Source organism: Leucobacter sp. UCD-THU (genome assembly GCF_000349545.1).
GTDB classification, from domain to species: Bacteria; Actinomycetota; Actinomycetes; order Actinomycetales; family Microbacteriaceae; genus Leucobacter; species Leucobacter muris.
In genome coordinates, this window is the sequence record NZ_KB714599.1 from 411,056 (window position 1) to 424,002 (window position 12,947).

At 73.2% G+C, this 12,947-nt stretch carries 10 protein-coding genes; 6 read left to right on the plus strand and 4 right to left on the minus strand.

From position 1 onward, the window contains the following. Positions 1-121 precede the first annotated feature (121 nt). Positions 122-2,215, minus strand: a complete 2,094-nt coding sequence (locus H490_RS19315) for an NADPH-dependent 2,4-dienoyl-CoA reductase (protein ID WP_017883060.1) — start codon at positions 2,213-2,215, stop codon at positions 122-124. A 223-nt stretch (positions 2,216-2,438) separates the two neighbouring features. Between H490_RS19315 and H490_RS19320 the strand changes: the two genes are divergently transcribed. After that, complete coding sequence (locus tag H490_RS19320; protein ID WP_017883061.1) at positions 2,439-2,999, plus strand: dihydrofolate reductase family protein; 561 nt, start codon at positions 2,439-2,441, stop codon at positions 2,997-2,999. A gap of 155 nt (positions 3,000-3,154) precedes the next feature. Here H490_RS19320 and H490_RS19325 read toward each other — a convergent pair whose 3' ends face one another. Beyond that, entirely contained in the window at positions 3,155-3,358 is a 204-nt protein-coding gene (locus tag H490_RS19325) for a cold-shock protein (protein WP_017883062.1), read from the minus strand. 305 nt (positions 3,359-3,663) lie between these two features. Here H490_RS19325 and H490_RS19330 point away from each other — a divergent pair, with 305 nt between their 5' ends. From H490_RS19330 to H490_RS19350, 5 genes are read left to right on the plus strand one after another with little or no spacing between them, the layout of a single operon-like run. Then, the gene (locus H490_RS19330; RefSeq protein ID WP_017883063.1) at positions 3,664-4,656 is read left to right on the plus strand and encodes an NUDIX hydrolase; all 993 of its coding nucleotides are present in this window, start codon (positions 3,664-3,666) and stop codon (positions 4,654-4,656) included. Beyond that, the gene (gene nadA, locus H490_RS19335; protein WP_017883064.1) at positions 4,653-6,071 is read left to right on the plus strand and encodes a quinolinate synthase NadA; all 1,419 of its coding nucleotides are present in this window, start codon (positions 4,653-4,655) and stop codon (positions 6,069-6,071) included. Before H490_RS19330 ends, nadA begins: the two co-directional genes overlap by 4 nt. Further along, on the plus strand, positions 6,068-7,567 hold the full coding sequence (locus H490_RS19340) for an L-aspartate oxidase (RefSeq protein ID WP_017883065.1): 1,500 nt from the start codon (positions 6,068-6,070) through the stop codon (positions 7,565-7,567). The genes nadA and H490_RS19340 overlap by 4 nt, the downstream gene beginning before the upstream one ends. Continuing rightward, positions 7,561-8,409, plus strand: coding sequence for a carboxylating nicotinate-nucleotide diphosphorylase (nadC, locus tag H490_RS19345; RefSeq protein WP_017883066.1), 849 nt, complete (start codon positions 7,561-7,563; stop codon positions 8,407-8,409). Before H490_RS19340 ends, nadC begins: the two co-directional genes overlap by 7 nt. Then, complete coding sequence (locus H490_RS19350; RefSeq protein ID WP_017883067.1) at positions 8,406-9,587, plus strand: cysteine desulfurase family protein; 1,182 nt, start codon at positions 8,406-8,408, stop codon at positions 9,585-9,587. Before nadC ends, H490_RS19350 begins: the two co-directional genes overlap by 4 nt. Before the next feature lie 95 nt (positions 9,588-9,682). Here the strand turns inward: H490_RS19350 and H490_RS19355 are convergent, their stop codons facing one another. Then, complete coding sequence (locus tag H490_RS19355) at positions 9,683-10,957, minus strand: DUF4192 family protein (RefSeq protein ID WP_031289667.1); 1,275 nt, start codon at positions 10,955-10,957, stop codon at positions 9,683-9,685. A gap of 213 nt (positions 10,958-11,170) precedes the next feature. Then, the gene (locus tag H490_RS19360) at positions 11,171-12,946 is read right to left on the minus strand and encodes an FAD-binding protein (protein WP_017883068.1); all 1,776 of its coding nucleotides are present in this window, start codon (positions 12,944-12,946) and stop codon (positions 11,171-11,173) included. Position 12,947: the final 1 nt, after the last annotated feature.

The window sequence follows — 12,947 nt, forward strand, 5'->3', positions numbered from 1 at the left end:
GGGAAGGGAAAGGGAAGGGGAAGGGAAGGGAGAATGGGGAAGCAGGAATGGGGGAAAGGGCCCGGGCTGCGGGCGCGGTGCGGGGGAGGCGCCCCGGGCGACGCGCCAGGGAGGCCTCGCCCTACAGCGCGGCGGCGACCCTGGTGCCCTGCGCGATCGCGCGCTTCGCGTCGAGCTCGCCCGCCACGTCGGCGCCCCCGATGAGGCGCGCGTCGATCCCGAGCCGCGCGAGTTCGCCGTGCAGCTCCCGCGCGGGCTCCTGCCCCGTGCACAGCACGATCGTGTCGACCGCGATCGTGCGCTCCTCGGCGGCCCCGCTCTCGGGCGCGCCCGGCGCGGCCTCGCCGTGGGGCACCCGCACCCGCAGGCCCGCGTCGTCGATGCCGAGGTACTCGGCGCCCGGCACCATGCGCACGCCGCGGCGGGCGAGTTCGGTGCGATGGATCCAGCCGGTGGTCTTGCCGAGGCCGGCCCCGAGCTTGCCGGCCTTGCGCTGCAGCATCACCACGCTGCGGGCGGGCCGCTCCTCGAGCGGGGTCCGCAGACCGCCGGCTCGCGCGTAGTCGCGGTCGACGCCCCAGAGCTCGAGGAAGGCGTCGAGGGCGGCGGGATCCTGCGCCGCGGCGTCGCTCCAGCCCGGATCGTCGGCGGGCGCCGTCAGGTACTCGGCGACGTCGAAGCCGATGCCGCCGGCGCCGAGGATCGCGACGCGATCGCCCACGGGCGCCTTCTCGCGCAGCACGTCGAGATATCCGAGCACGCTCGGGTGATCAAGGCCCGGGATCTCGGGGCGGCGCGGCACGACGCCCGTGGCCACGACGACCTCGTCGAAATCGTGCGCCGCGAGCTCCTCGGCGGCGACCCGGTGCCCGAGCCGCAGCTCGACCCCGGTCTCCTCGATGCGCACCCCGAAGTAGCGCAGCGTCTCGCGGAACTCGCTCTTGCCGGGCACCTGCAGCGCAACGTTCAGCTGCCCGCCGATGCGATCCGCGGCCTCGAACAGGGTGACCTCGTGGCCGCGCGACGCCGCCGTGGTCGCGCAGGCGAGCCCGGCCGGTCCTGCACCGACGACCGCGACGCGCTTCCGGGTGAGGGCGGGCGCGATGATCAGCTCGGTCTCGCTGCCCGCCCGCGGGTTCACGAGGCACGACGCCGGCCGGCCCGAGAAGGTGTGGTCGAGGCACGCCTGGTTGCAGGCGATGCAGGTGTTGATGCGTTCGGGCGTTCCCGCCGCAGCCTTGCTCACGAACTCGGGATCGGCGAGGAACGGGCGGGCGAGCGAGACCATGTCGGCGCCGCCCTCGGCCAACAGCCGCTCGGCCGTGCGGGGGCTGTTGATGCGGTTGGTGGTGATGAGCGGGATCGACACGGCGCTCGCGAAGCGCTGCGTCACCCAGGCGAAGGCCGCCCGCGGCACCGAGCTCGCGATCGTGGGCACGCGCGCCTCGTGCCAGCCGATGCCGGAGTTGATCATGGTCGCGCCCGCCGCCTCGACGCGTCTCGCCAGCTCCGTCGCCTCGTCGAGGGTGGCTCCTTCGGGCACGAGCTCGAGCATCGAGAGCCGGTAGATCACGATGAAGCGCTCGCCCACGGCCTCGCGCACCCGCCGCACGATCTCGACGGGGAACCGCAGGCGGTTGTCGAAGGAACCGCCCCAGCGGTCTTCGCGATGGTTGGTGCGCCGGGCCGTGAACTGGTTGATGAGGTAGCCCTCGGAGCCCATGATCTCGACCCCGTCGTACCCGGCGAGCCGGGCCAGGCGGGCCGTGCGGGCGAAGTCGTCGATGGTGCGCTCGATCTCGGCGTCGTCGAGCTCGCGCGGGGTGAGCGGCGAGATGGGGGCCTGGATCGGGCTGGGGGCGACGATGTCGGGGTGCGCGCCGTAGCGGCCGGCGTGCAGGATCTGCAGCGCGATCCTGCCTCCCTCCTCGTGCACGGCGTCGGTGACGGTGCGGTGGTGGGGCAGCTGCTCCTCGTGCTCGAGCGTCGCGGCGCCCGGGGTGAGCCGCCCCGCGGCATTGGGGGCGATGCCGCCCGTCACGATGAGTGCGGCCCCGCCGCGGGCTCGCTCGCGGTAGAACGCGGCGAGGCGCTGGGCCCCGTCGGGCGCCTCCTCGAGGCCGAGGTGCATCGATCCCATGAGCACGCGGTTGGGTAGCGTGACGAAGCCCAGGTCGAGGGGCGCGAAGAGGTGCGGGTAGGTCGACGTTGACATGGATCCCCAGTTTCGATTCGGACGCGGTGCCCCGAATGTAGTGCGGCGTCCGAAGCACTGTCGAGCCGGGTGTGGCGAATGCACAAAAGGGGCGCCCGCGCCGGTTCGCTCCCGCGAGGCCCGCGCCAGGCGGAGCCGGCTCGGAGGATCCGCGCAGCCGGTCGGGCGCGCCGCGGGGCGATACTGGAGTCGTGACCGCGCGCGGCGAGCGAAGGAGACGCTGATGGGTGCACTGATCTACTCGATGATCGTGACGGCCGACGGCTACGTCGCCGATGCGCACGGCGCCTTCGACTGGGGAGTCGCGAGCGAGGAACTGCACGAGTTCGTCGCCGAGAGCACCCGGTCGGTCGGCACTTATCTCTACGGGCGGCGCATGTACGACACGATGGTCTACTGGGAGACCGCGGGTCTCGACGAGGAGCTGCCCGCGGGGATCGCCGACTATGCGCGACTGTGGCGGTCGTGCGACAAGATCGTCTTCTCTACGAGCCTCCACGAGCCCCGCAGCGCGCGCACGACGCTGCGCCGATCCTTCGATCCCGACGAGATCCGGGAACTGAAGCTGAACCTCGACCACGACCTCACGATCGACGGGCCGATGCTCGCCGCCCAGGCGCTGCGGGCGGGCCTCGTCGACGAGATCGGGCTGTTCGTGGCCCCGGTCGTGGTGGGCGGAGGCAAGCGATTCTTCCCTGAGGGGGTTCGCTGCGAACTGCGGCTGCTCGAGCAGCGCGGCTTCGACAACGGCACGGTCTATCTGCGCTACCGGGTCGCGGACTGAATGCCGCGGCGGGTGGCGGGCTGAGCGCCGCGCGGGTGGCAGGTTGACGGGCGCGCCGGGCAGCGGGGTGTCGGATCCCGGGTTCGGGGTCGGCCGAAACAGCAGCGGGGGTGCGGGGCCGAAGCCCCGCACCCCCGCCGGGTGTCGCGCTGTGCTTAGAGCGCGCGGATGTTGCTCGCCTGCAGACCCTTGGGGCCCTGCTCGACGTCGAACTCGACGCGCTGGTTCTCGAAGAGGTCGCGACGGCCGTTGCCCTGGATCGCGCTGAAGTGCGCGAAGACGTCGGAAGCTCCGTCGTCGGGGGTGATGAAGCCGAAGCCCTTTTCGGAGTTGAACCATTTCACGGTGCCGATGGCCATAGTGTGTTTCCTTCGTGTGTTGCTGGCCGCGTGATGCGACCCGGGTGCCACGGCGACGGCGCCGACGTGGAGACTGGTGGTGCGTGCTGCGGCGGGCCGCAGCGATAAAACGTGTCTGGAGTGCTCCAACGTTCGGCATTACTGGTCTTGCGGCGAGCCTATCCCAGATACCGGCATTGCGACAGCTTCGTGACCTTCTTGTGTCCTGGGTGGGATTGCGCTGGGAGCGAATTGACTTATAGTCATTGTGACTATAAGTTGGCGGAACCGGGCGCGAACCCGCTGCCGCCCCGACGAGGAGAACCGTGCCGTACGAGAACGCGAGTGTGAGCGAGCGACGCACCCTGCCTCCGGCGGTGGCGGTCTCGACGGTCGCCTTCGCGCTGCGACCGCCGGAGGACGCCCTCATCGGCGATCAGCAGGGGCGCACCGGCGGGGCCGACGCCGCCATCACGCTCTGGCTGCCCCTCGTGCGCCGCACCCGGGCGCCGTTCCTGGGGTGCTGGGCGCTGCCCGGCGGCCCCACCCAGTGGGACGAGACCCTCTCGGACACCGCGCTGCGCACCCTGCGCGCGGCCGTGCTGCGGGATCCCGGGTATCTCGAGCAGCTCTACTCCTTCGGCGGCGTCGAGCGCTCCGCGGAAGCACAGCGGCTCGTCACCATCGCCTACTGGGCGCTGTACGGGGAGCGCGACCTGCTCGCGCCGACGGCTCCCGCATCCGGCGAGGCGGTCGACCCGCGCAGGGATCCCGAGCGCCCCCGGCGCTGGGACGACCCGGATCCAGGCGAGACGACGAGCGGCGCACCCGGTGCGGCCCCCGAGGCCGAGGCCGGGCGCACCGGCGAGGCCCGCACGGATCGGCGGACACCGCCCGGCGACCCCGACCCGAACGTGGTCTGGTTCTCGGCCGACCGGCTGCCCGAGCTGGCCTTCGACCACGCCGAGATCGTCGCCTACGCGCTCGCGCGCCTGCGCTCCAAGACCGAGTACGAGGCGGTCGCGCACCGATTCCTCGGGCCCGTCTTCACCCTCGGACGGCTGCGCGCCGTGACGGAGGCCGTGCTCGGCGAGACCGTCGACCCGGCGAACTTCAGGCGCCAGGCCCTCGCGCAGGGCAACCTCGTCGACACCGGCGAGGTCGAGACCGGCGCTCGGCACCGGCCCGCCCGCCTCTACCGCTTTCGGGACGAGCCGCTCACGGCGCCTCCCGGCCGCCCCGACCAGCCGACCCGTGCCGCAGCCCGGTCACGGGAGACGGCCGAACCCCAAGACCCGACACCGAGGAGCACACCATGACGAGCGTGCACGAACTCATCCGAGCGGCCGCCGAGCGCGAGAGCGCCGCGCGACCTCCGCAGAAGCCCGCGAGCGGCCCGGCGTCGCATCGTCGGCCCATCGCGCTGCGGGCGACCGGCGTCTCGAGCTGCGATTCCGGTCTCGCCAGCGACCCCTGGGCGATCGACCGCTCCGCGGGCTACGGTCCGGGCGCTTCGGCGCCGGACGCGATCCCGGGCGACGCCCCGCGCCAGGGCCCGCTGCCCTCGCGGTACACCGACGCCTCCGACGAGCAGCTGCACGACTGGATCGTCGCCGCCAAGCAGCGGCTCGGCGACCGCGTGCAGATCCTCGGCCACTTCTACCAGCGCGACGAGATCGTGCAGCACGCCGACTTCGTGGGCGACTCCTTCATGCTGGCCCAGGCCGCGAAGGCGCACCCCGAGGCCGAGGCCTTCGTGTTCTGCGGCGTGCACTTCATGGCCGAGACCGCCGACATCCTCTCCGGGCCGTCGCAGGCGGTCGTGCTGCCGAACCTCGCCGCGGGCTGCTCCATGGCCGACATGGCGACGATCGAGCAGGTCGAACGCTGCTGGGAGGAGCTGACGGGCGCGCTGGGCGCCGAGAGCGAGAACGGTCTGCACCCTGCAGGCGAAAACCGAGAAGACGCAGCGTTCGAATCTTCGACTGGTGCCGTCACAGCGTCAGCCCCCGGAGCGAAGCGAGGGGTGATCCCGGTGACCTACATGAACTCGTCGGCGGCGATCAAAGCGTTCTGCGGGCGCAACGGGGGCATCGTCTGCACCTCGTCGAACGCCCGAACGGTGCTGGAGTGGGCGTTCGAGCGCGGTCAGCGCGTCGTGTTCTTCCCGGATCAGCACCTCGGCCGCAACACCGCGAAGGCGATGGGCATCTCCGAAGAGCTGATGCCGCTGTGGCGGCCCCACCTCCCGCTCGGCGGCAACACGGTCGAGCAGTTGCGCGACGCTCGCGTGATCCTCTGGAACGGGTTCTGCTCGGTGCACAAGCGCTTCACCGTGCAGCAGATCGAGCGCGCGCGCGCCGAGTACCCGGGCGTGCGCGTGATCGTGCACCCGGAGTGCCCGGCCGCGGTCGTGGAGGCCGCGGACGGTGCGGGATCGACCGAGTACATCCGCAGGGAGATCGAGGCGGCGGCGCCCGGCGACGTGATCGCGGTCGGCACCGAGATCAACCTCGTCAATCGTCTGCAGGAGCAGCACCCCGAGCTCACGGTGTTCTGCCTCGACCCCGTCGTGTGCCCCTGCTCCACGATGTACCGCATCCACCCGGCATACCTCGCCTGGACGCTCGAGTCGCTGCTCGACGGCTCTGCGCCGAACCGCATCCGGGTCTCCGACGACGTGGCGGGCGACTCCCGGGTCGCCCTCGAGCGGATGCTCGCGGCCCGCCCGTGATCCTCGTCATCGGCTCGGGGGTCGCGGGGCTCTCGTGCGCACTCGCCGCGGCTCGGGCCGGGGCGGCGACGACGCTCGTGGTGCCCGGCCGCCTGGGCGGAGCCGACGAGGCCGAGCGCGCCGCGTCGGGCGGCAGCACCGCCCTCGCGCAGGGCGGGATCGCCGCGGCGATCGGTTTCGGCGATACGCCGGAGGCGCACTTCGCCGACACCGTCGCGGCGGGGGCGGGGCTGGTCGACGCCGAGGCGGCGGAGGTGCTGACCGGCGAGGGCGCCCGAGCGGTGCGAGCGCTGCTGCGGGGCGGTTTCGACGCGGACCGCGCCGAGTCGGGGGCGCCGCGCCTCGGGCTCGAGGGGGCGCACGGCCGTGCCCGCATCGTGCACGCCGGGGGCGATCGCACCGGCGCAGTGCTGCACGAGCATCTCGTGGCGCGCGTGCTGGTCGAGGCGGCTGCGGGGCGGATCGAGCTGCTGGAGGATCGTGTCGCCGTCGAGCTGCTGAGCGAGGCGGGTGCGGTGCGCGGCGCGGTGCTGCGGAGCACCGTCGGTGAGGCGCTGGAGGATCGTCGCGCGGATGCGGTGGTGCTCGCGACGGGCGGGTACGCCGCGCTCTACGAGCGCTCGACCAATCCGACCTCTTCGCGCGGCGAGGGAGTGGTGCTGGCGGCGCGGGCGGGCGCGGTGCTCGCCGACCTGGAGTTCGTGCAGTTCCATCCCACGGTGCTGCACGGCTCGGGCGTGCTCGTGTCCGAAGCGGTGCGCGGTGCGGGCGCAGTGCTGCGCGACGGCTCGGGGGCGCGCTTCATGGTGGGGCGGCATCCCCTCGCGGAGCTCGCGCCGCGCGATGTGGTGTCGCGCGAGATGCAGCGGGCGATGCTGGAGCGTGGGGAGTCCCGGCTGTGGCTCGACGCGAGGTGCGTCGAGCGCGAGGGGGGAGCCGGATCGCTCGCCCGCCGCTTCCCCGGGATCACCGCCGCGGTCGCCGAGCACGGCATCGACTGGAGCCGAGAGCTCGTGCCCGTCTCGCCCGCGGCTCACTACACGATGGGCGGCGTCGCCTCCGACCTGCGGGGCCGCACCTCGGTGCCGGGACTGTTCGTCGCGGGAGAGACGGCGGCGACCGGCGTGCACGGGGCGAATCGCCTCGCTTCGAACTCGCTGCTCGAGGGGCTGGTCTTCGGCCGCCGGGCGGGAGACGCCGCCGCGGGCTTCGCGAGGGCCCGCGGTTCGTGGGTGCTCGAGGGAGCCGGCATGCGCGCGCTCGTCGCCGAGGCACGGCCGGGGGCGATCGCGACCGGCGGCCCCGACACGAGCCTCCGTGCGATGATCGCGCTCGCTGCGGAGGCGCGAACCGAGTCGCGCGGCGCCCACCAGCGGCTCGACGCGCCGCGCACCGACCCGGCGCAGGCCCGCCGCCGGGCCTTCGCGTTCGCCTTCGCGAGCGCTCCCGAGTCTTCCCCGGATCCTGATCGGCAGAGGAGCCTTGTGCAGTGCTGACCCCACACATCATCGAATCCGTCGTACGTTCGGCGCTCGCAGAGGACGCGCCGTGGGGCGACCTGACCGTCGAGCTCGCGATCCCGGCGAGCGCCGAGATCGATGCGCGCCTCGTCGCCCGGGAGTCCGGCGTCTTCGCGGGCGGACCGCTGATCGTCGAGACCTTCCGGCAGCTCGACCCGCGCATCGAGGTGACGGCGCTCGCCGACGAGGGCGAGGCGTTCGCCGCCGGGCGGGCCCTCGCCCGCATCGCCGGCCCTGCCCGCGGGGTGCTCACCGGCGAGCGGGTCGCCTTGAACCTCTGCCAGCGGATGAGCGGCGTCGCGACACTCACCGCCCGGTACGCCGCCGCCGTCGCCCACACACAGGCCCGCATCGCCGATACGCGGAAGACCACTCCGGGCCTGCGGGCGCTCGAGAAGCACGCGGTGCGGGCGGGCGGCGGATCGAACCACCGCTTCGGGCTCTCGGACGCGATCATGGTGAAGGACAACCACCTCGCCGCCCTCGGAGCCGTCGACGACGCGTCGATCACGAGCGCGCTGCGGCGACTGCGGGAGCGCGCCGGCCACACCACCTCGATCGTGGTGGAGGTCGACCGTCTCGAGCAGATCCCGCCCGTGCTCGACGCCGCGCCGACCGGCCTCCTGCTCGACAACTTCTCGATCCCCGAGCTGGTCGAGGGCGTGCGTCTCATCGACGGCCGGGCGATCGCTGAGGCGAGCGGGGGCGTCGACCTCGACACCGTCGCGGGGATCGCCGAGACCGGCGTCGACGTCATCTCGGTGGGCCGGCTCACGCACGGCGCACGCGCGCTCGACCTGGGGCTGGACGCGCCGTGAGCCTGCCGAGCCCCGCGCAGCACGCTCAGCGCTATCTCGACGCGGCTGCGACGGCGCCGCTCAGGCCCGAGGCGCGGGCGGCCGTGGTCGCGGCACTTGACGGGGGGCCCGCCAACCCGTCGAGCGTGCACCAGGCGGGATACCGCGCGCAGCAGACCGTGGAGGCCGCGCGCGCCGCGATCGCCTCGGCGATCGGGGCGCGGCCAGGCGAACTCGTATTCACCGGCGGCGGCACCGAGGCCAACAACCTCGCGATCATCGGGCTCTCGCTCGCCGCGCCGCGCGGTCGGCACCTCGTGACCACTCCGATCGAGCACCCCTCGGTGCTCGAGAGCTGCCGCTTCCTCGAACGGGTGCACGGCTTCGAGCTGAGCCTGCTGCCCGTGGACCGGCACGGGCGCGTCGATCCTGCGGACGTCGCCGCGACGCTGCGCGACGACACGACGCTGGTCTCGGTCGGCCTCGCGAACGCCGAGGTCGGAACCGTGCAGCCGATGCCCGAGATCGCAGCCGAGGCCGGGTCGCGCGGGGCGCTCGTGCACACCGATGCCGTGCAGGCGGCGGCCTCGCTGCCCGTGTCGTTCGGCGGCCTCGGCGCGACCGCATGGCCAGGCTCCGGGGTCGACGCGATGACGGTGGCCTCGCACAAGTTCGGCGGCCCGCAGGGGGCCGGCGCCCTGCTCGTGCGCGCCCATCTGCCGCTCGAACCCCTGCTGCACGGCGGGGGGCAGGAGGGCGGCCGGCGCTCGGGCACCGAGAACGTGGCGGCGATCGCCGGTTTCGCGGCGGCCGTCGCCGCCTCCGCCCGAGAGATCGGCACCCGCGCCCTCGCGCTCGCGCGCAGTCGCGACGAACTGGTCGAGCGTGTGCTCGCCGAGGTGCCGGGAGCGCGGCTCACGGGGCATCCGAGCGAGCGGCTGCCGGGGCACGCCTCCTTCGTCATGGCCTCGGCGAGCGGCGAGTCGCTGCTGGTGGCGCTCGACGCGGCGGGGTTCGCGGTCTCGTCGGGATCGGCCTGCGCCGCGGGGAAGGATGAGCCGTCGCCCGCGCTGCTCGCGATGGGGCTCGCGCCCGAGCTCGCGCAGACGGCCGTGCGCTTCACCCTCGCGAGCCCCATCGACAGCGCTGACATCGAGCGCGTGGTGAGCGTGCTGCGTGCTGAGATCCACTCGCGCTGACCGGCACTGCGACTGGCGCTGCGAGCCGCGGATCGACCCGTGCATCGACCCGCGCGTCGGCAGCTCCCGCGTGCCCGGTGTCGCGCCTCCCGCCATCATGCCGCCCTCGAGACGGGGCTCGGAAGGGGGCGTGCGACGGGTGACGCGGCGATGAGCCGCTCGGTCATGCGTGCGAGCTCGTGCTGCGGATCGATGGCGAGCGCCTCGCCCAGCTGCTGCGCGGCCACGGACTGGGAGCCGCTCAACCACCACAGCCAGGCGCTGAAGGCGAGCAGCGACGGCCGCAACTCGTCGGGCGTAACCGATACCGCCTCGATCACGCGCTCGCGCAGCGGCGGCAGCCGCCGCTGCTCGGTGAACTCGGGAGAGAGGTGGGCGAGCAGCCGACGCAGCGTCCAGCCCGCCTGCCTGGACGGCCCCGACCCGGCGTCGAGGTCGACGGGCACCGCCACGAACTGCGCCGGCCCCAGATCTTCTGCGAGCTCGACGGGGAAGAGCGGCCGCGTGAGCACCCCGAGGGCGAGCAGCAGCCACCGGTCGGGCAGTTGCGCGCAGCGGATCAGGCGCGCCGTCATGGCGGGGGCGAGGGGCCGCTGTTCGTCGCGCAGCGCCTCGACGACCCGCGCGGTGTCGTGCATCCAGGCGTAGGCTTCGGGCGGCGCGGGGTGCGTGCACTGCTCGGCCGACACCGCGGCGAACTCCCGTCGGGCCGGCACGGGGGCGCGCCCGCCGCCCGACGAAGCCCCTGCCGTGCGGGAACGAAAGTGCGCCGGTTCGAACGGGGGCAGCTCGGCGAGTGCCGCGAGCACCGCGTCGCGACGCTCGGGGGCCGGTTCGGGGATCGCCCCGAGCTCGGCCAGATCGCGAGGAGCCTCGCCGTTCGCACCCGCTTCGAGCGCGATCGGGCTCTCTGCGATATCGCTGAGCGGGCGCCCGCCCCTGGGAGCCGTCGGGTCGAGGTAGCTGATCCAGCCGTCGGGAGCTCGGCAGCAGAGCTCTCGCAGGCGGACGCCGTCTCGTTTCAGACGGCGCTCGATGCGTCGCGCGAGCGACCGCCACGGCGGCCCGTCGGACTCGGCGAAGGTTCGGGTGCAGGTGATGACGACGGCCGGCGGCGAGGCGCGCTCGCCGTCGAGCCCGCGCAACGTGCCGCTGATGAAGTCGAGCAGCGGAGCGGTGTGCCCGGGCGTCTCGTCGGGCGGCAGGTCGAGGCGCATCGCCTGGCCCGTTCGCGAACCGGAGAAGAACACGACGAAGATGCTGTCGTCGGCGGTGTAGCCGACGAGGTGGGGGAGAGCTGCGAGGAAGTCTGCGGTGCCGCGGCAGGTCAGTACGCGGCGCTGATCGTCGGGGGTGCTGGAGGGCGTCATGATCCGATCCTGCGCGGGGCGGGCGCGCGAATCGGGCTGATGCACAGGCAGCCGGCCGATTCGGGTGGAACTCACTCGAATCGGCCGGCTGTGAGCGAAGTGCGGTGATCCGGATCCCGAGCCCGGGCCCGGATCTCAGACCCGACCCCCGGTCCCGACCCCGACCGGGGCCAGGACCGACCCTGGCCCGCGGAGGCCCGTGATCGGGCCGGGCTACTCGACCAGCTTGCCCTCGACCGAGTCGTCGGCGTCGGCGTAGGCGAGTGCGCGGAACGACTCGGGAACCTCGGGCAGCGGCTCGAACACCGCACCGGCAGACGGCGACCACACGAAGTTGCCGCGCAGCTCGTCGCTCTGCTCGGGGAAGTCGGAGCGGTTGTGGCAGCCGCGGGTCTCGCGCCGCTCGACGGCGCACTCCAGGGTCGCTCGGGCCGCCAGCATCGATCCGAAGAGGTCGAAGGCGTGCGCGAGATCGTCGAATCCCGCGATGTCGGGGTGGGCGGTGACCTTCGCCACGCGCTCCTCGAGGGCGTCGAGCTTCTCGAGGCCCTCGCGCAGGCCCGCCTCGCTGCGCACCACACCCGCGTGCTCGGTCATGAGATCGCGCAGCGCCCGCTGCAGACGGCGCGGGCTCTCGGTGCCGTCGCCCGTGAGCAGCGCCCGCATCTCGGCGCGCGCCTCGGCGACGGCGGTCGGATCGCGCGTGATCTCGGTGAGGCCGGTGACGTACTCGGCGGCGTCGGTGCCGGTGATCCGCCCGTACACGAGCAGCTCGATGAGGGAGTTGCCGCCGAGGCGGTTGGCGCCGTGCAACCCGCTCGACGCCTCGCCGATGGCGTAGAGCCCGTCGACGCCGGTGCCGTGATCCTCGGGGCGCACCCACACGCCGCCCATGGAGTAGTGGGCGGTGGGCGCGATCTCGATGGGCTGCTCGGTGATGTCGAGCATCTGCAGGTCGATGAGGGTGCGGTACACCCGGGGCAGCTTGGAGAGGATCTGCTCGCGCGGCAGGTGCGAGACGTCGAGGAAGACGCCTCCGTTCGTCGTGCCGCGCCCCTCGGCGATCTCGGTGTAGCTCGCGAGCGCGACGCGGTCGCGGGTCGAGAGCTCCATGCGCTCGGGATCGTACTTCTCCATGTAGCGCTCGCCGAGCGCGTTGCGCAGAATGCCTCCCTCACCGCGGGCCGCCTCGGAGACGAGGGTGCCGGCGGCCTCCGCCGGCTCGAGGATGCCCGACGGGTGGAACTGCACGAGCTCGGCGTCGCGGATGCGCGCGCCGGCGAGGGCTGCGAGGCGGAACGAGTCGCCCGTGTTCTCGTCGCGTCGCGACGAGGTGTTGCGCCAGATGCGGGTGTGACCGCCGGCCGCGAGGATCACCGCGTCGGCGTGGATGACGACGGGGGTGCCGTCGACGATGTCGAAGCCGTAGGCGCCGAAGATGCGCCCGTCGCTGACGAGCAGGCGGGTGATGTAGATCGTGTCGACGATGGGCACGCGCAGCTCGGCGGCGCGGCGCATGAGGGTGCGCTGGATCTCGAGACCGGTGTAGTCGCCGGCGTAGCAGGTGCGACGGTACTTGTGCGCGCCGAAGAAGCGCTGGCTGATGCGACCGTCGTCCTCGCGGGCGAAGGGCATGCCCCAGCGCTCGAGCTCCTCGATTCCCTGAGCCGCGCCGCGGGTGACGACCTCGACGATAGCGGGGTCGGCGAGGAAGTAGGATTCGCGCAGCGTGTCGGCGGCGTGCTGCTGCCAGCTGTCCTCGGGATCGACGGTGCCGAGGGCGGCGTTGATGCCGCCCGCGGCGAGCGTGGTGTGGGCGTCGTGGGCGCGGCGCTTGCCGACGGCGAGCACCTGCACGCCGCGCTCGGCGAGCTCGATGGACGCGCGCAGGCCCGCGCCGCCCGTGCCGATGACGAGCACGGAAGTCGAGAGGAGCCGCTCGGGGCGGGTGGATCCGGGAGTGTCGGTGGTGGCTGCGATGGTGTTCATG